Here is a 23,384-nt window from a genome sequence, read left to right on the forward strand (position 1 = left end):
GTCGGAGAGGGGGACTTCGCCGAAATCCGCCGATCCCGTCAGGGGTGAGCAGACCGCCCGCCCGGTCCGCGGGACGTTCCCGCCGGGTGTGGCCCCCACGGCCCTTCCGGCCACGGGGGCGGCGGTTCACATCGGCCAGGCCCGTCCGGCGGCAGCCGGAGATCACTGCTCGCGCAGCGGGACCGACACGTACGACGGGTCGTTCGCAGGCGAGGAGAAGGTCAGCTGCGCGCCGGACGGGTTGTGCTCGATGTAGAGCGGGTCGACCGTGTCGACGACCAGGGCGAGGCGATGCCCGGCCGGGACGTCGTAGGCCGTGGAGTACAGCTCCAGGTCGACGCCGAACGGCTTTCCGGGGGTGCGCCCGTGGAAGGTGTACGGCGCGTTGGAGACCAGCTTGCCGAGGCCGAGCGGCCCCACGTCGTAGAGGTAGGCGACGAGGGTGCCGCTCTCCTTGGTCGGGGTGAGGGTCGTGTGCAACTTCGCGGTGCCGCGCACCTGTTGGGCCTGCGCGTACTTCTCCGACTGCCACACGGCCGCCCAGCGGCGGGGGAGCAGCGGGATCGAGGCCATCGGGGGCAGCTGGGCCACCTGGTCGAGGATGCTGGACAGGAACACGACTCCGCCGTCCGCCCCCGAGTTCACGTTCGCGCGGATCGTGGTCGTGCCGGCGAGGGAGATCTTCCGGTCGGTCGCGGCGACCGACTTCCAGTCCGGGTAGCCCTCGTAGCCGCCCGAGGAACGGGACTTGAGCTGGACGGGCTGCTCACGGTCGATGCCGTTGTCCTCGCCCCTGAGGTAGTGGTCGAACCAGCGCGCGGTGTCCTTCCACACGTCGTTGGGCAGCCCGAACAGGCCGGTCAGCTCGGCCGTGGCGTGGTCTCCGGGCCGCATCTCCAGCCGCTTCGGGCCGGTCAGCTTCTCGTAGAAGTCGGCGTACTGGTTGGGCGGGAAGATCGTGTCGCCCCAGGCGTTGGCGAGCATGATCGCCGCGCCGTTCTTGTTGATCTGGTCGACATAGGTCGCAGCGGAACGTTTCTTCCCCCAGGCGATGAGCTCCGGCTCCTTCGCCAGGTTGGAACTGTAGAAGTCGTCGAAGGTCTGCCGGAGTTCGGCGCTCTGCCGGCCCGTGACGATGCTCGCGCCGTCCAGCAGGGCGGACGCCTGGAGGTGCTGGGTGCGTCCGGCGTAGATGGAGTCGATCAGGTCCGCCCAGCCGCTCAGTGACGCGACCGCCTTGACCCGCTTGTCCTGCGCGGCGGTGAGCAGACTGATGCCGGCGCCGTAGGAGACGCCCGCCATGCCGATGTGCCCGGCGTCCGAGGGGGTGTGGGCGAGCGCCCAGTCGATGACCTTCGACGCGTCGGCGATGTCGGGTGGGCCCGCTACTTCTATCTCGCCGCCCGACTGCCAGAAGCCGCGCACGTTGTACGTGACCACGACGTACCCGGAGTCGGCGAGTTTCTGCGCCTGGGCCAGATACTCGACCTGGGGCAGGCCCCAGCTCGTGGGCATGACGAGCAGCGGGTAGCGGTGCGTGCCGTCGGCCCCGGCCGGGGTGACGACGTTGGCCTTGAGGACGGTGCCGCCGTCGCCGGTGATGTCGACGAAGCGGACGGGGTTCGGCGCCGCCTGTGCGGTGGGGGCGAGTCCGAGGGCTGTGCCGGCGACCAGGGTGGCCGAGACGGCGCCTACGGCGGTGGTGCGCAGGGCCTTGCGGGTGTGTCCCACGGGTCACTCCTCACTCGTGTAAGTGCAAAGTGACCAGACGGTAACCTCGCGCCCTTACCAGTGGTAACCCGTCGGTAAGTTACGTGCCAGTAACGATTGTTGAGGAGTGGAGGACTTCAGGAGGCCCGGTGGGTGTTGCGTGGAGTCGCCGCGGCGGGCAGCGGGGTCTGAGCCGCCCGCGTCACGTCCTCCACCAGTTCGACGACGTCCGGGCCGTACGCCTGCGAGTTGATCACCTTCAGCAGCAGCGCGAAGGAGCTGTTGCCGTACTTGCGGGCCAGTCTCTCGTGGTTGCGGGCGAGGTAACGGGTGGTGGCCTGGTTGGTGATCGCGGTCTGGCCGCAGAAGAGGTAGACGGGCCGGGTGTTCTGGCTGCGCTCGGCGGTCAGCCGGGCGAGCAGCGCGTACTCCTCCTTGCCGTTGTCCACGCGGTAGCGCTCGGAGCCGATCTGGAACGATCCCCGGTCCGGCCCCGGTTCGGAGTCCACGTTCACCCGCACCCCGGGGAGCAGGGAGGACAGATGGGCCGCCATGCGGCGGTTGGAGGCAGGGCCGCCGACACAGAACTCCGTCCGCTCGCCGAAGCCCTGACGTGCCGTGTCGTGCGGCAGTATCTGGGCGTGGGCGTTGCAGTCCTTGATCAGCGCGGCGAGTTCGAGGAGGGCGAACACGTCGTAGCGCATCACCGCCAACTCGGGTCCCCCGGCGCCCCGGTTCACCACCAGCAGCGATTCGGAGTTGTCGGGCAGCCCGAAGAAGGACTGCTTCCGGCGGAGCCTGCGCTTCCACAGATAGGTGCGGGCCACCCAGCCCAGCGCGGCGCTGATCCCCGCCGCGACCACACCCAGGACTATGTTGCGCACGTCGTCATTCATGGGCGCGCATGCTAGCGGGCGTCGACGCACCGGTGTTCTACGCGTGCCTGACGCGACCATGGCGATGAATTAAGCTGCGCGAACGGCCTTTGACTGGAGGTGCGGATGCGTCGCCCTGTCGCGCGAAATCTGACGGTCCTGGCGGTTTCGGCCGCCGTGGTGGTGTCGGTGGGGGCGGCGGCGCCACCCGCCGCGCAGACCACCGGCGGTGAGAAGACTCCCCTGGCCGTCGGCTACGGCGGCGCTGTCTCCAGCGTCGACCCGGACGCCTCGGCCGCCGGGATCGAGGTCCTGCGCAAGGGTGGCAACGCCGTCGACGCGGCCGTCGCCACAGCCGCCGCGCTCGGCGTCACCGAGCCCTACTCCGCCGGCATCGGCGGGGGCGGCTACTTCGTCTACTACGACGCCAAGTCCCGTACGGTGCGCACCATCGACGGACGCGAGACCGCTCCGCTGTCCGCCGACAAGAACCTGTTCACCGAGAACGGCAAGCCCATCCCGTTCGCCGACGCCGTCAGCAGCGGCCTGAGCGTCGGCACGCCCGGCACGCCCGCCACCTGGCAGACGGCGCTGGACCAGTGGGGCAGCCGGCGGCTCGAGAGCGTCCTGAAGCCGGCCGAGCGGCTGGCGCGCGACGGTTTCACGGTCGACGAGACCTTCCGCTCGCAGACGGCGTCCAACGAGACCCGCTTCCGCTACTTCCCGGACACCGCCGAGCTGTTCCTGCCGGGCGGCCGGCTCCCCGTCGTCGGCTCCACCTTCAAGAACCCCGACCTCGCCCGCACCTACGCGGAGCTGGGGAGCAAGGGCGTCGGCGCGATCTACCGCGGCGGCCTCGGCCGGGAGATCGTCGACACGGTCAACAAGCCGCCCGTCGACCCGGCCTCCGGCTGGAACGCCCGCCCCGGCGACCTGTCCGCGAAGGACCTGGCCGCCTACCGCACCAAGCTCCAGGCACCCACCAGGACCTCCTACCGCGGCCTCGGCGTCTACTCCATGGCGCCCTCGTCCTCCGGCGGTACGACGGTCGGCGAGGCGCTCAACATCCTGGAGCGGACCGACCTGTCGAAGGCGAGCAAGGCGAAGTACCTGCACCGCTTCATCGAGGCGAGCCGGATCGCGTTCGCGGACCGGGGCCGGTGGGTGGGCGACCCCGCGTTCGAGAACGTGCCGACGAAGGAGCTGTTGTCGCAGAGGTTCGCCGACTCGCGCGAGTGCCTGATCAAGGACGATGCCGTGCTCTCCAGCCCGGTGCCGCCCGGTGATCCGCGTCATCCCGAGCGGTGCGGCTCCGGTGGTACGGCCGCTCCGACGACGTACGAGGGTGACAGCACCACGCATCTGACGGCGGCCGACAAGTGGGGGAACGTCGTCGCCTACACGCTCACCATCGAGCAGACCGGTGGCAGCGGCATCACCGTGCCGGGGCGCGGGTTCATCCTCAACAACGAGCTGACGGACTTCTCCTTCACGCCGGCGAACCCCGCCGTGCACGACCCGAACCTGCCCGGGCCCGGGAAGCGGCCCCGGTCGTCGATCTCGCCGACGATCGTGCTCGACCGGCATGACCGGCCCGTGGTGGCGCTGGGGTCGCCGGGTGGGGCGACGATCATCACGACTGTTCTGCAGACGCTCACGGGGTTCGTCGACCGGGGGTTGCCGTTGGTCGACGCGATCGCCGCGCCTCGGGCGAGTCAGCGCAATGCCGCGCAGACCGAGCTGGAGCCGGGGTTGTACGACGACGCCGAGTTGAGGAAGCAGCTCGAGGCGATCGGGCATTCCTTCAAGGTGAACCCGGAGATCGGGGCGGCTACGGGTGTTCAGCGGCTGCCCGGTGGGAAGTGGCTGGCAGCCGCTGAGACGGTACGGCGGGGTGGTGGTTCGGCCATGGTGGTGCGGCCTGTGCGTTGAGTGCCGGGTGCGGGTGCGTGGGGGCTGGTCGCGCAGTTCCCCGCGCCCCTGTCAGGGCGCCGTACTGAACGCGAGACGACCGTCCTCCACGTCCACCCTCACCTGTCCGTTCTCCTCCACCCTGCCGTCCAGGAGCAGTCGGGAAAGCTCGTTGTCCACCTCGCGCTGGATCGTTCGGCGCAGCGGGCGGGCGCCGTACTCCGGCTGGTAGCCGTGGTCGGCCAGCCATTCCACCGCTCGGTCGGTGAAGGTCACCGTGATGCCCTTGTCGTGCACGAGGGAACGGGTGCGGTCCAGCAGGAGGTTGGTGATCCGGCGCAGCTGTTCCGTGGTGAGCTGGCGGAAGACGACGATCTCGTCGATACGGTTGAGGAACTCGGGGCGGAAGTGCTCGCGCAGCGGGCGCAGGATCTGCTCGCGCCGGGCCTCCTCGTCCGCGTCGGCGCCGCCTGACGCGAAGCCCAGGGTGCCGCCGCGGCGGGTGATCGCCTCGGAGCCGAGGTTGCTGGTCATCACGATGACGGTGTTGGTGAAGTCCACCGTGCGGCCCTGCGAGTCGGTCAGCCGGCCGTCGTCGAGGACCTGGAGCAGGATGTTGAAGACGTCCGGGTGCGCCTTCTCCACCTCGTCGAGGAGGAGGAGCGAGTAGGGATGGCGGCGGACGACCTCGGTGAGCTGGCCGGCCTCCTCGTGGCCGACGTAGCCGGGCGGGGCGCCGATCAGGCGGCTGACGGTGTGCCGCTCCTGGTACTCGCTCATGTCGAGGCGGACCATGCGGTCCTCGCTGCCGAACAGCGCCTCGGCGAGCGCCCGGGCCAGTTCGGTCTTGCCGACCCCGGTCGGGCCGAGGAAGAGGAAACTGCCGATCGGCCGGTCCGGGCTGGCCAGACCGGCTCGGGAGCGCAGCACCGCGTCGGAGACGACCCGTACGGCCTCGTCCTGGCCGACCACCCGCTCGTGCAGATGCTCTTCCAGGCCCAGCAGCCGGTCCTTCTCCTCCTGGGTGAGGCTGCTGACCGGGATGCCGGTCTGCCGGGACACCACCTCGGCGATCGACTCGGCCTCGACGACGAGGTCCTGGCCCTCGTCGATCTCGCTGTCGCCGCCGGCCTGGGCGATCCGCTGCTTCACGTCCAGGATCCGGTCGCGCAACTGGGTGGCCTGCTCGTACTGCTCGTCCGCGACCGCCTGGTCCTTGTCCAGGGTCAGCTGCTCCAGCTCCCGCTCCAGGGCCCGCACGTCCGTGCCCTTGGTCCGGGCCCGCAGCCGCACCCGGGCACCGGCCTGGTCGATCAGGTCGATGGCCTTGTCCGGCAGGCGGCGGTCGGTGAGATAGCGGTCGGACAGCTCCACGGCCGCCACCAGCGCCTCGTCGGTGTAGCGGACCTGGTGATGGGCCTCGTAGCGGTCCCGCAGGCCGCGCAGGATCTCGATCGCGTCCGCGGGGGTCGGCTCCGGGACCATGATCGGCTGGAAGCGGCGGGCCAGCGCCGCGTCCTTCTCGATCCGGCGGTACTCCTCCAGGGTGGTGGCGCCCACGATGTGCAGCTCGCCGCGGGCCAGAGCCGGCTTGAGGATGTTGCCGGCGTCCATCGAACTGCCGTCGCCGCCACCGGAACCGGCGCCCACGACCGTGTGCAGCTCGTCGATGAAGATGATCAACTGCTCGGAGTGGGCGCGGATCTCACTGACGATGTTGTTCATCCGCTCCTCGAAGTCACCCCGGTAGCGGGTGCCCGCGACCACGCCCGTCAGGTCCAGGGCGACCACGCGGCGCCCGATCAGGATGTCGGGCACGTCTCCCTCGGAGATGCGCTGCGCCAGCCCCTCGACGATGGCGGTCTTGCCGACGCCCGCGTCACCGATCAGCACCGGGTTGTTCTTGCCACGGCGGGAGAGGACCTCGACGGTCTGCTCGATCTCCTGGTCCCGGCCGATCACCGGGTCGATACGCCCCTGCCGGGCCAGTTCCGTGAGGTCGCGGCCGTACTTGTCCAGGGTCGGCGTGTTCGTCGGGCGCGGCCGCTCGGCCTGGGGGACCTCCGGCGCCTCGGGCGGGGTGGAAGGCGCGAAGCGGGCCGCGTTCAGGATGTGCCCGGCGGCCGAGTCGGGGTTCGACGCCAGGGCGCTGAGCACATGCTCCGGGCCGATGTAGCCGTAGCCGCGGGCCCGGGCCATGTCGTGCGCGTCCAGCAGGGCCCGTTTGGCGGCCGGGGTGAGGGACAGCGTGGTCGGCGGCGGCGCGTCCTCCGGGCCGTGCTGGGCCGGGCCCGACCGGTCGTCGATCTCCGACGCCAGCGAGTCGGGATTGGCCCCCGCCTTGCTGAGCAGGGTCCGGGTGGGCTCGGTGGCGAGCGCCGCCCGCAGCAGATGCTCCGTGTCGAGGTCCCGGCTGCCGTGCTCGGCGGCGTACTGGGCGGCGCCGCGGACGAGCTCCCGGGCCGGCTGGCTGAGCAGCCGCCCGAGGTCGATCTGCCGGGGACCCGGACGCGGTCCGCCGAAGAAGCGTGCGAGGAATTCTCCGAAGGGATCCGAGCCGTAGCCCTCCGGGCTGGTGAAGCCGCTGCTCATGGGCCTTCCGTTCCCGGCGTCCCCGGCGCCCGCGCGGGGGGACGCCCTCGCTGGTCGACGTGCCGGGGTCGGGTAACCCGGGTGGCAGCCGGTTACACCTGGGGCGCGCTCGTAGAACACCTTCGCACGATCGTCGGCAGCAGGCACCTTCGGGACATTTCCGGAGGATTCTGGATGGCCGGTGTGGTGCGGCTTCAGCGCGCCGTCAGGATCCTCGGTCCGGAATCCGTGATCGCCACCGTGTGCTCCGCGTGGGCCGCGCGGGAGCCGTCGTTCGTCTTCAGGGTCCAGCCGTCGGGAGCCGCGTGATAGTCGTCCGTACCGCCTCCGATGACCATGGGCTCGATCGCCAGCACCATGCCGTGCCGCAGGCGCATGCCCCGTCCCGGCCGGCCCTCGTTCGGCACCCCGGGGTCCTCGTGCATACGGCGGCCGATGCCGTGACCGCCGAAGCCGTCCGGGATGCCGTAGCCGGCGCCGCGGCACACCGTGCCGATCGCGTGGGCGATGTCGCCGATGCGGTTGCCCACGACGGCCGCCTCGATGCCCGCCGCGAGGGCCCGCTCGGCGGTCTCGACCAGGCGCAGATCGCCCTTGCGCGGGGTGCCGACGATGAAGCTGAGGGCCGAGTCACCGACCCAGCCGCCGAGTTCGGCGCCGAAGTCGAGGGACACGAGGTCGCCGTCGCGCAGGCGGTAGCGGCCCGGGACGCCGTGCACGATCGCGTCGTTGACCGAGGCGCAGAGGACGGCGGGGAAGGGGGTCGGCGCGAAGGAGGGCCGGTACCCCAGGAACGGCGAGGTCGCGCCTGCCTCGCGCAGTACGTCGTGCGCCACCTCGTCCAGTTCCAGCAGGGATACGCCCACGTCGGCGGCCTTGTGCGCGGCCGTCAGGGCACGGCCGACGACCTGGCCCGCTGCGTACATGGCGTCGATCGATGTGTCGGTTTTGAGTTCCACCATGCCAATTACTATACCGGTATTAGAATGGGGGCATGGTGCGCACCCCTCTCACCCCCGAAGAGCGCGAACGCGGCGAGCGGCTGGGCCGGCTGCTGCGTGAGGCGCGTGGCGACCGGAGCATGACGGAGATCGCCGCGAACGCGGGCATCTCCGCCGAGACCATCCGGAAGATCGAGACCGGGCGGGCCCCCACGCCCGCCTTCTTCACGGTGGCCGCGCTGGCCGGCGTGCTCGGGCTGTCCATGGACGAAGTGGCGGAGCGGTGCGTGCCTGCACCGGTCTGACGACCTGGCACTGAGGCTCCCGCGTCGCGCGCGAAAACTCCCCGTAGCACTCCTGTAACACGACTGGTGTTGCCTACGGGGCGGAGCGCTCCGGTCAGGCGGGAGTTGAGCGATGGCAGCGGATCAACTCCCGAGCAGGGTCCGGGAGTTCGCGAACTACCTGGACGGTCTGCTGGCACGCCTTGACCCGTCCGGCGGCTGGTGCGCGGTGTTCTGGCAGCGCGACCCGGAAGGCATGCGGGCCTGTCTCGACGGGCATGAGATGCCGCCCTGGGACGTGGTGGAGGCGCTGCTCCAGGACCTCGCCGGGCAGTACGGCCCCGGGGGCGCGGGCCCCGAGACGGAACGCGCCCGGTCCCTGCATGCCGCCGCCCTCACCGCCTACGATGCCCGGCCGGGCGGCCGCGACGCCCTCGGGGACCGGCTGGACGTCATGCTCCGCGAGCAGCGATACGCCGCCGAACGCCAGGCCGACCTGAGCCGCCTCCTCGCCTCCGCCACCACCCGAGAGCAGGCCGACGCCCTCCGCCTCGACCTCGCCTGGGCCCACGACGACCACGAACGCGCGACGGCACGCTGCGCGGAGCTGCGCGAGCGGATGACCCGCCTGGACCACCGCGCCCGCGGCGAAGCCGCCTTCTTCGAGGGGCGGGGTGTCGCGACCGGGCCGGGGGGTGTCCCGGGGGCGCCGGGGGCCTTCGGCAGCGGGGGAGGGGCCGGGGCCGCGCGCGGTGGGGCGGCTCCGGGGCGACCCGAGGGTGCGCGTGGCGGGGCGGCTTCGGGGCGTGCGGAGGGTGTGAGTGGTGGGGCGGCTTCGGGGCGACGCGAGGGTGCGCGTGGCGGGGCTGCGTCAGGGGCTGCCGCGGCGGTGTCCGGCGGCGGGGCGCCGACGGATACTCCGCGCGGCGACGCCGGCCCGAGTGGGTCGGCTGATGTGTTCGGCGGCGCGAGGCCGGCGGCAGGCGCACCGGCGTTCGGGGCTGGTGCGGCCGGGGACGGATCCCGTCCGTTCGATGGCGGTGCGGTCGGGGGCGGATCCCGTGCATCCGGCGGTGGTGCGGCCGAGGCGGGTGTCGGAGCGTTCGGTGGTGGCGGGGCCGAGGGTGGTGCCCGTGCGTACGGCGCCGGCCCGAGTGGGTCGGCTGATGTGTTCGGCGGCGCGAGGCCGGCGGCGGGCGCACCGGCGTTCGGGGCTGGTGCGGTCGGGGACGGATCTCGTGCGTTCGATGGCGGTGCGGTCGGGGGCGGATCCCGTGCGTCCGGCGGTGACGCGGTCGACGGCGGTGTCCGTGCGTACGGCGACGGGAGGGCGGCGGCCGAGGGGGCTCCCCGGGATCAGCGTGGCCAGGGCGGCCCGTACGACCCCGGGACGCCCGCCGCGCCGTGGCACCCCACCCGGCAGCCGGCCTCCGGCACGGCCGGTGGCGCCGGTCCGCATGACACCCGGCATGCGGCCGCCGGCCCGGAGCCGGAGCGTGACGCCCAGGAGCATCCGGCGGGCCGGGCCGTTCCCCCGGAAGCCGGCGGTGCCCCCACCACGTTTCCAGCCCCCGAGCCCCCGGCTCCCCGACAGCCCACCCCCAAGCAGCGCAAACGCCGTCGCGGCAGTGCCCGCTTCGCCGGGATGGACGAGGAGGAGGCCGCGCCCGTCGTCGTGCCGCCCGCCGCCGTACCGACGCTCCCCGAACCCGCCCCCGCCACCGGCCGCACCCGGCGCGGTGCGAGATTCGCCGGGGCCGCCGAGGAATCCGCGGCCCAGCACGTGGAGCCGCGGGGCGAGGCAGGCGGCGCGACGGACCCGACGGAGGTCGCGCGCACCGTCGAGACGCTGGCACGGCTGCGTGCCGAGGGGCGCAGCGGGGAGGCCCACGTGCTGCTGGTCGAGCTCACCTCCTCGGCCCCCGCCCGGTTCCCGCTGCTCGCGGGCGAGCTGGAACGGGCCGGGCTGGGCGCGGACTGGCAGACCCTGCTGTGGGAGGCCGCCTCGCTGCCCGCAGGACGGCTGGTCGCCGCGGCGGACGCGCTGGGTGCTGCCGGGCGCGTGGCGGACGGGCAGCAGATCCTGCGGCAGGGCGTCGCCCGGCCGCCGGCCGAGGTCGGTGCGGCCGTCCTCGGGCTGGTCGCCGAGGGGCGCCACCGCGAGGTGCGCGCGCTGCTCGACGCGTATGTGAGAGCCCGCACGCCCGAGGAGGCCGCCCGCAGCGCCGAGCCCGATCCGGGGCGCCTCGTACCGCTCCTGCTGGAGGCCGCCCAGGGTGTGTCGGACGAGCGCCGCTGGGATCTCGTGCACGCGCTCCGGGTCGCCGGATTCGCCGCCTGACCGGCGACGCCGTGCCCCGGGCGACTCACCCACAGGAGTGCGAATCGCGCTCTGCCCAGCGGGTTGGGGACGATGGTCTTGGCAAGCCCGAGCCGGAGGCTTACGTTCGTGGCTCTACTGTCCGCTTCTACGGGCGTAGAGACGCAGACGTCGCGTCGAAGGAGCAGCTCATGGCCAACGTCGTACGTGCCGCTCTGGTCCAGGCCACCTGGACCGGCGACACCGAGTCCATGGTGGCGAAACACGAGGAGCACGCCCGCGAGGCGGCTCGCCTGGGCGCGAAGATCATCGGCTTCCAGGAAGTCTTCAACAGCCCCTACTTCTGCCAGGTCCAGGAGCCCGAGCACTACCGCTGGGCCGAGCCCGTCCCGGACGGCCCGACGGTGCGGCGTATGCGGGCGCTCGCGCGCGAGACCGGCATGGTGATCGTCGTGCCGGTGTTCGAGGTCGAGCAGTCCGGCTTCTACTACAACACCGCGGCCGTGATCGACTCCGACGGCAGTTACCTCGGCAAGTACCGCAAGCACCACATCCCGCAGGTCAAGGGCTTCTGGGAGAAGTACTACTTCAAACCCGGCAACCTCGGCTGGCCCGTCTTCGACACCGCCGTCGGCAAGGTCGGTGTCTACATCTGCTACGACCGCCACTTCCCGGAGGGCTGGCGCGAGCTCGGCCTGAAGGGCGCCCAGCTGGTCTACAACCCCTCCGCCACCCACCGGGGCCTGTCGTCCCACCTGTGGCGGCTGGAGCAGCCCGCCGCGGCTGTCGCCAACGAGTACTTCGTCGCCGCGATCAACCGCGTCGGCCAGGAGGAGTACGGGGACAACGACTTCTACGGGACGTCGTACTTCGTCGACCCGCGCGGTCAGTTCGTCGGCGAGGTCGCCAGCGACAGCAAGGAGGAGCTCGTCGTCCGCGACCTGGACCTCGGCCTCGTCGAGGAGGTGCGGCAGCAGTGGGCCTTCTACCGCGACCGCCGCCCCGACGCCTACGAAGGGCTGGTGCGGCCGTGACCGACGACCTGCTGGGCCGCCACCGGGCCGTGCTCCCCGACTGGCTCGCCCTCTACTACGAGGAGCCCCTCGAGATCACCCACGGCGAGGGCCGCCACGTCTGGGACGCCCACGGCAACCGGTATCTCGACTTCTTCGGCGGCATCCTCACCACGATGACCGCCCACGCGCTGCCCGAGATCACCAAGGCGGTGAGCGAGCAGGCCGGGCGGATCATCCACTCCTCGACCCTGTACCTCAACCGGCCCATGGTCGAACTCGCCGAGCGCATCGCCCAGTTGAGCGGCATCCCGGACGCCCGGGTCTTCTTCACCACCTCCGGCACCGAGGCCAACGACACCGCCCTGCTGCTGGCCACGACGTACCGGCGCAGCAACACGATCCTGGCGATGCGCAACAGCTACCACGGCCGTTCCTTCAGCTCGGTCGGCATCACCGGCAACAGCGGCTGGTCCCCGACCTCGCTCTCCCCGCTGCAGACGCTGTACGTCCACGGCGGCGTGCGCACCCGCGGCCCCTACGCGGCCCTGAGCGACGGCGAGTTCATCGCGGCCTGCGTCGAGGACCTGGAGGACCTGCTCGGCCACACCCGCCCGCCGGCCGCGCTGATCGCCGAACCCATCCAGGGCGTCGGCGGCTTCACCTCACCGCCGGACGGGCTGTACGCCGCCTTCCGCGAGGTGCTGAACGAGCGCGGCATCCTGTGGATCGCAGACGAGGTGCAGACCGGCTGGGGCCGCACCGGCGAGCACTTCTGGGGCTGGCAGGCCCATGGGCGGAACGGGCCGCCGGACCTCATGACCTTCGCCAAGGGCATCGGCAACGGCATGTCCATCGGAGGTGTCGTCGCCCGCTCCGAGATCATGAACTGCCTGGACTCCAACAGCATCTCCACGTTCGGCGGCACCCAGATCACCATGGCGGCGGGCCTCGCCAACCTCAACTACCTCGTGGAACACGACCTCCAGGGCAACGCGCGGCGGGTCGGCGGCCTGCTCATCGAGCGGCTGCGGGCCGCCGCCGCGCAGGTGCCGGCCGTACGGGAGGTCCGCGGGCGCGGGCTGATGATCGGCATCGAGGTGACGAAACCCGGCACCGACGAAGCCGACCCGAAGGCCGCCACGGCCGTCCTGGAGGCGGCCCGCGAGGGCGGGCTGCTGCTCGGCAAGGGCGGCGGCCACAACACCAGCTGTCTGCGCGTCGCCCCGCCGCTGTCCCTCAACGTCGCGGAGGCCGAGGAGGGCGCCGCGATCCTCGAGAACGCTCTGAGGAGCATCCGGTAGCAGCGCACTGAGGCAAGGGAAGTCGCCATGGCCACCACCCCGGACACCTGGGAACCCGCTCTGTCGGTCCGGCAGGTCCTCACCCTGGAGCGGGTGCTCGCCGGGGAGCCCGAGGTGGTGGCAGGGGCGAGCCATCTGGACCGGCCGGTGCGCTGGGTGCACGTCGCCGAGGCCGCCGACGTCGGCGTGATGCTCAGCGGCGGCGAGATGGTCCTCACCACCGGAGTGCTGCTCGCCGGCGACGAGGACAAGCAGGCCGAGTACGTCCGGTCACTGCACCGCGCGGAGGCCGCCGCAGTCGTCCTCGGACTCGGCCGCGCCTTCCCCGCCGCGCCGGACGTGATGCGCCGGGCGGCCGAGCGGTGCGGGCTGCCGATGGTCGTCCTGCACCGGCCCTTTCCCTTCGCCGAGCTGACCGAGGAGGTCCAGTCACGGCTCGTGCGGCGCAAGTTCGCCGCCGTCAGCCTCTCCGAGGCCGTCCGCACCGAACTCACCGCCCTCATCACCGCGGGCGCCCCACTGCAACGCCTGCTCGACGAGGTCGCCCGGCACAGCGCCTGCCCGGTCGTCGTCACCAACCTCGCCCACCGCGTCCTCGGCACGGCGGGGGAGCGGCCCGCGGTCGACGACGTCCTGCGCGACTGGGAACGCATCGCCCGCCAGGCCGGCGGCACCGAGGGCGACGGCTGGATCCGGGCCGAACTGGGCGGGCGCGGGGAGCGCTGGGGACGCATCGTGCTGTGCGGCTACCGCGGGGACACCGCCACCGGGCGGCTGCTGGCCGACCGCGCCGCCGAGGCCCTCGTCCTGCACCGCATGCTCGGCGGCACCGCCGCGTGCTCCTGGGAGGAGCAGTCCGCGCAGAGCCTGCTGACCGACCTGGTCAGCGGTGTCGTACCGGCACGGCAACTGCTGCCCCGGGCCCGCGCCGCCGGACTGCCCGTCAACCGGCGGACCTTCGTGCCGCTCGTCGTCCACGACGGCGACACCGGCCGGCTCGACCGGCTGCTGCGGCTGCTGGGCCTGCCCGGTCTGGTCGCCGAACTGGCCGACGGCGCCACCGCCGTACTCCTCAGTCTCGCCCGCGACCAGGACGCGGGTGCTCTCGCCGCGCACTTCGCGACCCGGCTGCGGAGCGAGTCCGGTTCGGCCCGCACGATCGTCGCCGCCGCCGACCCCCGGGTCGTCTGGGACGACGTACCCGCGGGACTGCGCGAGGCCCAGCACGTGGCGGACGCGGTCGCCGACTCCGCGGCGGTCCTCGACCTTCCGCCGGTCGTCCGCCTGAAGGACGTCCACCTGCGTGGTCTGATCCGTCTCCTGCGCGACGATCCGCAGGTACAGTCCTTCGCGGAGCGGGAGCTGGACGGGCTGCTGTGCGAGGCCGACGAGGACCTGCTGTCCGTCCTGCGCACCTACCTCGCCACCGGCCGCAACAAGTCCCGCACGGCCCAGCTCCACCACGTCTCCCGCCCGGCCCTCTACCGCCGCCTGGAGGCGATACAGGTCCGCCTCGGGGTGGACCTCGACGACTTCGAGCAGGCCGCCTCGGTGCACATCGCACTCCTCGCACACGACGCGCAACAGCAGTGAAACACGTGACCACCTGGGAAAACGGCGGTGAAACATGGACCCACGGAAGGGTGACACGGTGGCACGCCGCACGCCCTCAGACGTGACACGGTGCAACTCAAAGAGGACTTCCGGACTTCCTAGGCTCACGGCACACCGAGCGACCGGAGGTCCCGATGAGCAGAGTGATCCGTGCCGCCGTCTTCCAGACCGCCTGGACGGGCGACAAGGAATCGATGATCCAGGTCCACGAGCAGGCGGCCCGCGACGCCGCCGCGCAGGGTGCTCAAGTCCTGTGCTTCCAGGAGCTGTTCTACGGACCGTACTTCTGCCAGGTCCAGGACCCGGCCTTCTACGAGTACGCCGAGCAGATCCCCGAGGGCCCCATCGTCCGGCGCTTCCAGGCACTCGCGAAGGAACTGGGCATCGTCCTGGTGCTGCCGATGTACGAGGAGGAGCAGCCCGGCGTCCTCTACAACACCGCGGCCGTGATCGACGCGGACGGCTCCTACCTCGGCAAGTACCGCAAGACCCACATCCCCCAGGTGCGCGGCTTCTGGGAGAAGTTCTACTTCCGCCCCGGCAACACCGGCTGGCCGGTCTTCGAGACGGCCGTGGGCAAGGTCGGCGTCTACATCTGCTACGACCGCCACTTCCCGGAGGGCTGGCGGGCACTGGGCCTCGCCGGCGCCGAGCTCGTCTTCAACCCCTCGGCCACCTCGCGCGGCCTGTCGGCCTACCTGTGGCAGCTGGAACAGCCGGCGGCGGCCGTCGCCAACGAGTACTTCATCGGCGCGATCAACCGGGTGGGCGTCGAGGAGTACGGCGACAACGACTTCTACGGCACGTCGTACTTCGTGGACCCGGAGGCCCAGTTCGTCGGCGAGGTCGCGAGCGACAAGCAGCCCGAACTGGTCGTCCGCGACCTGGACATGGCCAAACTCCGCGAGGTCCGCGACCGCTGGCAGTTCTACCGGGACCGGGCGCCGGGGGCGTACGGACCGCTGACAGCACCTTGAGACGTCCGCGGGGGACGTGCCCTCAGGGGCGCGGGGAACTGCGCGATCAGCCACTGACGACCCGCACCAACCCACAGCGAGGAGCGACCACGACATGAGCAGCCGTACCGTCATCCGCGGCGGCCTCGTCATCACCGCATCCGACGAGATCCACGCCGACGTCCTGATCGAGAACGGCCGCATCGCCGCCCTCGCAGCCTCAGGCACACCCGCCGCCGAGACATTCACCGCGGACCGCACGATCGACGCCACCGGAAAGTACGTCATCCCCGGCGGCGTCGACGCCCACACCCACATGGAGCTGCCCTTCGGCGGCACCTTCGCCTCCGACACCTTCGAGACCGGCACCCGCGCCGCCGCCTGGGGCGGCACGACGACGATCATCGACTTCGCCGTGCAGAGCGTCGGGCACAGCCTCCGCGAGGGCCTGGACACCTGGCACGCCAAGGCCGACGGCAACTGCGCCATCGACTACGGCTTCCACATGATCGTCTCCGACGTCAACGAGCACACGCTCAAGGAGATGGACCACCTGGTGGAGGAGGGCGTCACCTCCTTCAAGCAGTTCATGGCCTACCCGGGCGTCTTCTACAGCGACGACGGCCAGATCCTGCGCGCCATGCAGCGCTCCGCCGACAACGGCGGCCTGATCATGATGCACGCCGAGAACGGCATCGCGATCGACGTCCTGGTCGAACAGGCGCTGGCCCGCGGCGAGACCGACCCGCGCTACCACGGCGAGGTCCGCAAGGCCCTGCTGGAGGCCGAGGCCACCCACCGTGCCATCAAGCTCGCGCAGGTGGCCGGTGCGCCCCTGTACGTCGTGCACGTCTCGGCGACGGAGGCGGTCGCCGAGCTGGCCCGGGCCCGCGACGAGGGGCTGAACGTCTTCGGCGAGACGTGCCCGCAGTATCTGTTCCTGTCCACGGACAACCTCGCCGAGCCGGACTTCGAGGGCGCCAAGTACGTGTGCAGCACCCCGCTCAGGCCCCGGGAGCACCAGGCCGCGTTGTGGCGGGGCCTGCGCACGAACGACCTCCAGGTCGTCTCCACCGACCACTGCCCCTTCTGCTTCGTCGGCCAGAAGGACCTCGGCCTCGGCGACTTCTCCAAGATCCCCAACGGCCTCCCGGGCGTCGAGAACCGGATGGACCTGCTCCACCAGGCGGTCCTCGACGGGCACATCTCCCGCCGCCGCTGGATCGAGATCGCCTGCGCCTCCCCGGCCCGGATGTTCGGCCTGTACCCGAAGAAGGGCACCATCGCGCCCGGCGCCGACGCCGACGTCGTCATCTACGACCCGCACGCCGAGCAGGTCATGTCGGCCGAGACGCACCACATGAACGTCGACTACTCGGCGTACGAGGGCAAACGCACCACCGGCCGGGTCGAGACGGTCCTCTCGCGCGGCGAACTCGTCATCACCGAGCGGGAGTACACCGGGCACGCCGGGCACGGCGTCTTCACCCCGCGTTCCACCTGTCAGTACCTCAACTAGGAGTGGTGCGGATGGACTTCGGACTCGTCCTGCAGACGGACCCGCCGGCCTCGCGGGTGATCAGCCTGATGAAGCGCGCGGAACGGAACGGCTTCTCGTACGGCTGGACCTTCGACTCCGCCGTGCTGTGGCAGGAACCGTTCGTGATCTACAGCCAGATCCTGGCCAACACGACCAGACTGAAGGTCGGGCCGATGGTGACCAACCCGGGCACCCGTACCTGGGAGGTCACCGCCTCCACCTTCGCCACCCTCAACGACATGTTCGGCAACCGCACGGTCTGCGGCATCGGCCGCGGCGACTCCGCGATGCGCGTGGCCGGCCGCAAGCCCAACACGCTGGCCCGGATCAGCGAGGCCATGAAGGTCATCCGGGAGCTCGGCAGCGGCCGGGAGGCCGACCTCGGCGGCACCGTCGTCCGGTTCCCGTGGGTCGGTGAGGGCGCCGAACTGCCCGTGTGGATGGCCGCGTACGGCCCCAAGGCCCTGAAGATGGCCGGGGAGGAGGCGGACGGGTTCATCCTCCAGCTGGCCGATCTGTATCTGACCGAGTACATGGTCAAGGCCGTGAAGGACGCGGCCGTCGCCGCCGGCCGTGACCCCGCCGAGGTGACCATCTGCGTCGCCGCCCCGGCCTACGTCACCGAGGACGACTCGCCCGAGGCGCTGGCCCACGCGCGTGAGCAGTGCCGGTGGTTCGGTGGCATGGTCGGCAACCACGTCGCCGACCTGGTCTCCAAGTACGGCGAGCACTCCGCCCAGGTACCCGACGAACTCACCGACTACATCAAGGCCCGCCAGGGCTACGACTACTCCCACCACGGGCGCAGCGGGAACCCGGACACCCAGTTCGTGCCCGACGAGATCGTCGACCGGTTCTGCCTGATCGGCCCGGTCGAGCGGCACATCGAGAAGCTCGAAGCGCTGCGCGCGCTCGGCGTGGACCAGTTCGCCGTCTACGACATGCACGACGCGCAGGAGGCCGTGATCGACGCGTACGGGACGCGGGTCATCCCGGCGATCGTCGGCTGACGTACCCGCCCGGCCGCACCTCCCCTCGAACTCCCCCTTCCCGGCGGCCCGGGAAGGGGGCCAGGACGCTCCCGAGCGCACCCCCCATCGGCGTCACCCGCATGGCCTTTCCCGACCCACCTCCCCTGATTGGCCTGGCACATGACCGATACCGCTCCCACGGCCACACCGCCGACCTCCCAAGTCACCCTCGCCGACGGCCGGGTGGAGATCGCCCCGGGCGCCCCCGCACCGACCGGTCCCTACGCCAACGAGGACCTGCTGCCGGTCCCCGTCGAGAAGCGCACCTGGACCACGTACAACTTCTCCGCGCTGTGGGTCGGCATGGCCCACAACACGGCCTCCTGGACCCTGGCCTCCGGGCTCATAGCCGTCGGCATGGACTGGAAGCAGGCGGTGCTCACCATCGCCCTGGCCAACGTCATCGTGCTGATACCGATGCTGCTCACCGGGCACGCCGGACCGAAGTACGGCATCCCCTTCCCGGTCTTCGCCCGTGCCTCCTTCGGCATCCGCGGGGCCAACCTGCCCGCCGTGGTGCGGGCGTTGGTGGCGTGCGGCTGGTTCGGCATCCAGACGTGGATCGGCGGCGAGGCCATCTACTTCCTGGCCGGCAAGCTCATCGGGAGCGGCTGGACGGACGCCGCGAAGGTCGGCGGCTACGCCTGGACCATGTGGCTGTCGTTCGCGATCTTCTGGGCGCTGCAGGTCGTCATCATCTACCGGGGCATGGAGACGATCCGCCGCTTCGAGAACTGGGCGGCGCCCTTCGTGCTCGTCGGCGCGTTCGTGATGCTGTGGTGGATGAGCGACAAGGCGGGCGGCTTCGGCCCGCTGTTCGACCAGCCGTCGAAGCTCGGCTGGGGCGCGGACTTCTGGAAGCTGTTCGCACCCGCCCTGATGGGCATGATCGGCTTCTGGTCCACGCTGTCGCTGAACATCCCCGACTTCACCCGCTACGGCAAGAGCCAGAAGGCGCAGACCCGGGGCCAGGCGCTCGGCTTGCCGACCACCATGACCCTCTTCGCCTTCCTGTCGGTGATGGTCACCTCGGGCTCGCAGGCCGTCTACGGCGAGGCCATCTGGGACCCGGTGCAGCTCGCGGCCAAGACGGACAGCACGGTGGGCCTGCTCTTCGCGCTGGTCACGGTCCTGGTGGCGACACTGTCGGTCAACGTCGCGGCCAACCTGGTCTCACCGGCCTTCGACTTCTCCAACATCGCGCCCCGCAAAATCAGTTTCCGCGCCGGGGCCCTCGCCACCTGCGTCCTCGGTGTGCTGATCTTCCCGTGGAAGCTGTACTCCGACCCGCAGGGCTACATCTTCACCTGGCTCGGCCTGGTCGGCGGGCTGCTCGGCACCGTCGCGGGCATCCTCATCGCCGACTACTGGATCCTGCGCCGCGGCCGGTTGGACCTGGCCGACCTGTACCGCGCGGGCGGCCGCTACTGGTACGAGGGCGGCTGGAACTGGCGGGCCGTCGTCGCCTTCGCGGCCGGCGGCATCCTCGCCGTCGGCGGCGCGAGCTTCAAGCCGCTGACCGACGGCCGCCCGATCCCGGCGCTGGCCGACCTGGCCGACTACGGCTGGGCGGTGGGCCTGGGCACGTCGATGGTCCTGTACCTGGTGCTGATGGCGCCGCGGGGCCGTCGCACCACCGTCTGACACGGTGGGTGCGCTGGAGGGCGATCAGCCCTTGCCGCCTTCGGCCTCCAGCGCGGCCACCGCTTCCTTGGCGGCCTTGATGGCGCCCTTGTTGATCGTGTCCGTACTGGGTGCCTTCTTCGACTCGAAGTCACTGCCGTTGTACGTGATGGTCACCAGCGCGTTGGACGCGGCGACGAACACCTGGCCCTCGCGGGTCTCCTGCTTGTCCTCGGTGGTGAGGTTGACGATGGAGTACGCGGTGTCGCCGAGGCCGGGGACGGCGCCGCCGCCGCTCTTCTCCTCGGTGTGCTTCCGGTAGGCCTTCTGCGCCGCCTCGTCCGACTCCAGCACCTCGTAGGACACGTCGAGCCAGCGGTAGTCGTACCCCTTGAGCGCGTTCCAGGAGCAGGTGCGGCGCAGCTTGGAGTCCGTGGACGGGATCTCCTTCCCGGCCGTCTTGGCGCCCGGCACCAGCGACTCGACCGTCTTCTTGGCGACGCTCTCGCACGGCGCCGGCGCGGCCGAGTACGCCTTCGACACCGTCTCCGTCGACGGGCCGGACGCGGACTGGGTCTCGGTCTTCTCTTCGGCCGTGGTGTGCTCGGCGGCCTGCGGCGCGGCGAGCGGACCGGACGACAGAGCCCAGCCCATGGTCGCGAGCACGACCACCGGGGACAGGCGTGCGGTCAGGGCCAGGGGCAGAGGTAGGGAACGCACGGCGCCCTTCTGTGGGGGACAGACGGTGCGGAGCGGGCCCGCACGGCGGACGGGACGACAGTGTCACATGCCTCCCTGTGGGGCGGAAGTGCGGCCTCCCACCTACGTCTCCCGAATACCGTGCGCGTCGGCGCCGTCGCGCTGCGCTCAGCGCATCCTGCCGTCGTCACCCCGGACAAGGCCGGACATGCCTCAACTTCCCGCGACAGTAGGGGACATTCACTCCACGGTCGACGCCCGCAGCGCGTGGTCGAGGAAGCGCCGGGTGATCGGCGGCATGGCGCGGGAACTCAGCCAGGCGATGCCGATGTCCCGGGCGCCTCGTACGTCGGTGATCTCCAGGTAGCGGATCGGGGACTCGGAGGCCGCCGTGATGTCCGGCGACGGCGGGATCAGGGACACCCCCAGACCCGCGGCGACCAGACCGCGCAGGGTCTCCACCTCCTCGCCCTCGAAGGCGATGACCGGCGTGAAGCCGGCCTCGCGGCACAGCCCCGCGGTGATGTCACGCAGCCCGTATCCCTGCTTGAGCAGGATGAACCGTTCCTCGGCCACCTCGGCCAGGCGGATCCGGCGGCGCCTGGCCAGCCGGTGCCGGGACGGGACGGCCAGCCGCAGCGGCTCCACCAGCAGACGCCGCCATGTGATGAGGGGGTGGCCGGGGTCGCTGCTGGTGATGACCAGATCCGCGGTGGTGTCGAGGAGGTGCCGGGTCAGGCCCATCTCGCCGTCCTGTTGCAGCCCGAACTGCGCCTGCGGGAAGGTCCGCCGGAAGTCGGTGACGAGCCGGGGGACCAGCCAGGTGCCCAGGGTGTGCAGGAAGGCCAGCGACACCACGCCCGAGTCGGGGTGGACCATCTCGGCCACGGCTCGTCGGCCCCGGTCGTAGTTGTCGAGCACCCCGTCGACGTACTCCTTGAACACCCGCCCCGCCGGGGTGAGGCGCAGCACGCGCCCGACTCGCTGGAGGAGCTCGGTGCCGACCTCGTCCTCCAGCCGGGCCAGGGCGCGGGACAGGGCGGGCTGGGTGATACCGGCGTCCGTCGCGGCGTCGGTCACCGTCGTTCCCTCCGCGACGGACTGGAAGGAACGCAGCACCTGGAGATCCATGGTGCCATTCTTCCCCGTCATGGGTCGCTGACGACCCAGGCGGCGGGAGCATGGATCACCCCAGCGCCGGACTGGGATCCGCTCCGCCGGGCTGGGATCCGCTCTATCGGACCGGGTTCGCCGCACCCGCGACCGCGTGCCCGGTCACCTGGTCGCAGAGCTGCTCGGCCGCCGTGATCGCGCTCTCCAAGCCGGGCAGCGGCCGCCCGCGGCGGGCCGGTTCTCGCCGGGCGTGAGCGACCGTCCGCCGTGCCTCGGCCAGCTGGTGGTAGGCGGCACGGCGCAGCGCCTGCCGCTGGACCGTACCCGCTTCCGGCGCGGCGTCGCGGTAGCGCCGTGCGGCGGCCACGGCGGCCTCGGTCTGTGCCTCGGCGCGGTGGGCGGAGGAGTCCGGCCACACCGCGAAGTGCGCGACGAGCACCAGCGCGGACGCCACCGCCGTGTCCACCACCCGCGTGCCGTACAGCGGACGGTGGTCGCCCAGCAGGTCGAGCAGCACGAACACGACGGCGGTCAGGCCCAGCGTGGCGAGCGCGTAGTGGTGCCGCACGCCGATGGCCATGAGCGCGCCGAACACGGCTACGACGCCCACCACGGCGTACGTACCGGGGGCCGCCGCGGACACCGCCCCGATGGCGGCCACCCCGACGATCGTGCCGACGCACCGGTGCAGTGCGCGCGGGAACAGCGGGCCGAAATCGGGCTTGTAGACGAAGGCCACCGTCATGGGCAGCCAGTATCCGCGAGGGTGGTGCAGCACCTCCGCGAGCACATGGGCGGCGAGCACGCATCCGGCCAGCAGCAGGGCGTACCGCACACGCGCCGCCCGTCCGGGCCCGTCGTGCGCCGGCAGGCGCAACTCCGGGTCGGCCCCGTCCGGTTCACCGTCCACGGCGGTGACCAGTTCGGCCAGGGCGCGCCTGCCCGGCGAGCCGGTCACCGGTGCCGGCCGCGCCGCGCGGTCCTCCGGCACCGCGAGGTGTCCCGGCAGCAGACGCCCGGCCAGGTGCCGCGGTACGCGGGTCAGGGCGGGTGGGAGCGCACGGCCCTCCCACACCACCGCCGTCACGGCCTCGCCCAGCCGCACGGCGTAGTGGAACGCTCGGACCAGGTCCCCGGTCTTGGCCCGCTGCCGCCGCCCGCGTGGGCCGAGATGGGGGGCCATCACCTCGTGGGCGTGGTTCAGGGCCAGCGTCATCCGCAGGCGGGCCTCCTCGGCGGCATCGGTACCCGTCGCGGCCAGGGCGTCGCCCGCGCTCCGGTACACGGCGAGCACGGCGGCCCGTTCGACGTGGTGCCGGCGCCACAGCCACGGGGCCGCGGACAGCACGAGGACGAGGGCGACACCGGCGAGCAGCGCCAGCGGCGGCTGCCACCACGGCCCCGGCACGGGGATGCCACTGCCGATCGTGACACCGAGCAGCAGGTGCATGCCCGACACGGACGCGATCCGCCCGTGCAGGCTGACCCCGCCCGCCACGAGCGCGCCCGTCACCAGACACCCCGCCACCGCCGCCGGCTCCCCGCTGCGCAGGGCGACTTCACCGGTGAGCAGGCCGAGCGCACTGGACACCCCGGTCCAGCCCAGTCGCCGCACCCGGACCCGGTACGGATCGGAACCGTCCTGGCTCACCCCCCACAGGGCGCCGATGGCGGCGATCACCGACAGCACGACCCATCCGGTGGCGAGTCCCGCGAGCAGGGGCAGGGCGAGCGCGACGGCCCCCCGCGCCGCCGCGGCCCACGGCAGGGATCCGGGCAAGCGGCCGAGAACGGAGCGCGGCCACCACGGGCGCGACGGGCGGCGCGGACGATCCGGTCGCGAGTCTGCAGCTGGTGT

General features: G+C 71.7%; 17 protein-coding genes. 10 read left to right on the forward strand and 7 right to left on the reverse strand.

The features are described from left to right. Positions 1 to 162 precede the first annotated feature (162 nt). Positions 163 to 1,731, reverse strand: coding sequence for a CocE/NonD family hydrolase (locus OHU35_RS34660; RefSeq protein WP_189726291.1), 1,569 nt, complete (start codon positions 1,729 to 1,731; stop codon positions 163 to 165). A gap of 116 nt (positions 1,732 to 1,847) precedes the next feature. Beyond that, positions 1,848 to 2,606 carry a hypothetical protein gene (locus tag OHU35_RS34665; RefSeq protein WP_189726290.1) on the reverse strand — a complete coding sequence of 253 codons (759 nt, stop codon included), beginning with the start codon at positions 2,604 to 2,606 and terminating at the stop codon, positions 1,848 to 1,850. Between the two features lie 105 nt (positions 2,607 to 2,711). Between OHU35_RS34665 and ggt the strand changes: the two genes are divergently transcribed. Continuing rightward, the gene (gene ggt, locus OHU35_RS34670) at positions 2,712 to 4,517 is read left to right on the forward strand and encodes a gamma-glutamyltransferase (protein WP_405508102.1); all 1,806 of its coding nucleotides are present in this window, start codon (positions 2,712 to 2,714) and stop codon (positions 4,515 to 4,517) included. A 51-nt stretch (positions 4,518 to 4,568) separates the two neighbouring features. Here the strand turns inward: ggt and OHU35_RS34675 are convergent, their stop codons facing one another. Both OHU35_RS34675 and map read right to left on the reverse strand, forming a co-directional pair. Next, positions 4,569 to 7,088: an ATP-dependent Clp protease ATP-binding subunit gene (locus tag OHU35_RS34675; RefSeq protein ID WP_189726288.1), complete on the reverse strand. Its 2,520-nt coding sequence runs from the start codon at positions 7,086 to 7,088 to the stop codon at positions 4,569 to 4,571. 194 nt (positions 7,089 to 7,282) lie between these two features. Beyond that, a complete protein-coding gene (map, locus tag OHU35_RS34680; RefSeq protein WP_359887930.1) occupies positions 7,283 to 8,050 on the reverse strand; it encodes a type I methionyl aminopeptidase in 768 nt (255 codons plus the stop codon). 32 nt (positions 8,051 to 8,082) lie between these two features. Between map and OHU35_RS34685 the strand changes: the two genes are divergently transcribed. The 9 genes from OHU35_RS34685 (at position 8,083) to OHU35_RS34725 (ending at position 19,735) form a co-directional block, all read left to right on the forward strand. Continuing rightward, positions 8,083 to 8,334 carry a helix-turn-helix domain-containing protein gene (locus tag OHU35_RS34685; RefSeq protein ID WP_405508104.1) on the forward strand — a complete coding sequence of 84 codons (252 nt, stop codon included), beginning with the start codon at positions 8,083 to 8,085 and terminating at the stop codon, positions 8,332 to 8,334. 112 nt (positions 8,335 to 8,446) lie between these two features. Then, positions 8,447 to 10,654: a hypothetical protein gene (locus tag OHU35_RS34690; RefSeq protein ID WP_405508105.1), complete on the forward strand. Its 2,208-nt coding sequence runs from the start codon at positions 8,447 to 8,449 to the stop codon at positions 10,652 to 10,654. Positions 10,655 to 10,824: 170 nt separating this feature from the next. Continuing rightward, entirely contained in the window at positions 10,825 to 11,667 is an 843-nt protein-coding gene (locus OHU35_RS34695) for a nitrilase-related carbon-nitrogen hydrolase (RefSeq protein ID WP_359887923.1), read from the forward strand. After that, positions 11,664 to 12,950: an aspartate aminotransferase family protein gene (locus tag OHU35_RS34700; protein ID WP_405508107.1), complete on the forward strand. Its 1,287-nt coding sequence runs from the start codon at positions 11,664 to 11,666 to the stop codon at positions 12,948 to 12,950. The genes OHU35_RS34695 and OHU35_RS34700 overlap by 4 nt, the downstream gene beginning before the upstream one ends. 27 nt (positions 12,951 to 12,977) lie before the next feature. Further along, the gene (locus tag OHU35_RS34705; RefSeq protein WP_359887918.1) at positions 12,978 to 14,543 is read left to right on the forward strand and encodes a PucR family transcriptional regulator; all 1,566 of its coding nucleotides are present in this window, start codon (positions 12,978 to 12,980) and stop codon (positions 14,541 to 14,543) included. A gap of 155 nt (positions 14,544 to 14,698) precedes the next feature. Continuing rightward, positions 14,699 to 15,541 carry a nitrilase-related carbon-nitrogen hydrolase gene (locus OHU35_RS34710; protein ID WP_189726282.1) on the forward strand — a complete coding sequence of 281 codons (843 nt, stop codon included), beginning with the start codon at positions 14,699 to 14,701 and terminating at the stop codon, positions 15,539 to 15,541. Positions 15,542 to 15,635: 94 nt separating this feature from the next. After that, the gene (hydA, locus tag OHU35_RS34715) at positions 15,636 to 17,039 is read left to right on the forward strand and encodes a dihydropyrimidinase (RefSeq protein ID WP_359887915.1); all 1,404 of its coding nucleotides are present in this window, start codon (positions 15,636 to 15,638) and stop codon (positions 17,037 to 17,039) included. A gap of 11 nt (positions 17,040 to 17,050) precedes the next feature. Next, positions 17,051 to 18,070 (forward strand): TIGR03842 family LLM class F420-dependent oxidoreductase, encoded by a 1,020-nt coding sequence (locus tag OHU35_RS34720; protein WP_189726280.1) that lies wholly within the window; start codon positions 17,051 to 17,053, stop codon positions 18,068 to 18,070. Positions 18,071 to 18,211: 141 nt separating this feature from the next. Further along, a complete protein-coding gene (locus tag OHU35_RS34725) occupies positions 18,212 to 19,735 on the forward strand; it encodes an NCS1 family nucleobase:cation symporter-1 (RefSeq protein WP_189726279.1) in 1,524 nt (507 codons plus the stop codon). Between the two features lie 24 nt (positions 19,736 to 19,759). On the opposite strand, the gene OHU35_RS34730 is transcribed toward OHU35_RS34725, so the two are convergent. The 3 genes from OHU35_RS34730 to OHU35_RS34740 all read right to left on the reverse strand — a co-directional run bounded on the left by OHU35_RS34730 (position 19,760) and on the right by OHU35_RS34740 (position 23,306). Next, positions 19,760 to 20,434 (reverse strand): hypothetical protein, encoded by a 675-nt coding sequence (locus OHU35_RS34730; RefSeq protein ID WP_189726278.1) that lies wholly within the window; start codon positions 20,432 to 20,434, stop codon positions 19,760 to 19,762. 219 nt (positions 20,435 to 20,653) lie between these two features. Beyond that, complete coding sequence (locus OHU35_RS34735) at positions 20,654 to 21,544, reverse strand: LysR substrate-binding domain-containing protein (RefSeq protein ID WP_189726277.1); 891 nt, start codon at positions 21,542 to 21,544, stop codon at positions 20,654 to 20,656. Positions 21,545 to 21,647: 103 nt separating this feature from the next. Beyond that, positions 21,648 to 23,306 (reverse strand): FUSC family protein, encoded by a 1,659-nt coding sequence (locus OHU35_RS34740; RefSeq protein ID WP_308400942.1) that lies wholly within the window; start codon positions 23,304 to 23,306, stop codon positions 21,648 to 21,650. Positions 23,307 to 23,384 lie beyond the last annotated feature (78 nt).

Source organism: Streptomyces purpurascens (genome assembly GCF_045040895.1).
Taxonomy (GTDB): domain Bacteria; phylum Actinomycetota; class Actinomycetes; order Streptomycetales; family Streptomycetaceae; genus Streptomyces; species Streptomyces purpurascens.

Excerpts from the sequence above, each read along its gene's own strand:
- hydA (WP_359887915.1), top strand. The coding sequence starts at position 15,636 with ATGAGCAGCCGTACCGTCATCCGCGGCGGCCTCGTCATCACCGCATCC.
- OHU35_RS34690 (WP_405508105.1), top strand. The coding sequence starts at position 8,447 with ATGGCAGCGGATCAACTCCCGAGCAGGGTCCGGGAGTTCGCGAACTAC.
- OHU35_RS34735 (WP_189726277.1), bottom strand. The coding sequence starts at position 21,544 with ATGGATCTCCAGGTGCTGCGTTCCTTCCAGTCCGTCGCGGAGGGAACG.
- OHU35_RS34725 (WP_189726279.1), top strand. The coding sequence starts at position 18,212 with ATGACCGATACCGCTCCCACGGCCACACCGCCGACCTCCCAAGTCACC.
- OHU35_RS34665 (WP_189726290.1), bottom strand. The coding sequence starts at position 2,606 with ATGAATGACGACGTGCGCAACATAGTCCTGGGTGTGGTCGCGGCGGGG.
- OHU35_RS34705 (WP_359887918.1), top strand. The coding sequence starts at position 12,978 with ATGGCCACCACCCCGGACACCTGGGAACCCGCTCTGTCGGTCCGGCAG.
- OHU35_RS34720 (WP_189726280.1), top strand. The coding sequence starts at position 17,051 with ATGGACTTCGGACTCGTCCTGCAGACGGACCCGCCGGCCTCGCGGGTG.
- OHU35_RS34710 (WP_189726282.1), top strand. The coding sequence starts at position 14,699 with ATGAGCAGAGTGATCCGTGCCGCCGTCTTCCAGACCGCCTGGACGGGC.
- ggt (WP_405508102.1), top strand. The coding sequence starts at position 2,712 with ATGCGTCGCCCTGTCGCGCGAAATCTGACGGTCCTGGCGGTTTCGGCC.
- OHU35_RS34685 (WP_405508104.1), top strand. The coding sequence starts at position 8,083 with ATGGTGCGCACCCCTCTCACCCCCGAAGAGCGCGAACGCGGCGAGCGG.
- OHU35_RS34675 (WP_189726288.1), bottom strand. The coding sequence starts at position 7,088 with ATGAGCAGCGGCTTCACCAGCCCGGAGGGCTACGGCTCGGATCCCTTC.
- map (WP_359887930.1), bottom strand. The coding sequence starts at position 8,050 with ATGGTGGAACTCAAAACCGACACATCGATCGACGCCATGTACGCAGCG.
- OHU35_RS34695 (WP_359887923.1), top strand. The coding sequence starts at position 10,825 with ATGGCCAACGTCGTACGTGCCGCTCTGGTCCAGGCCACCTGGACCGGC.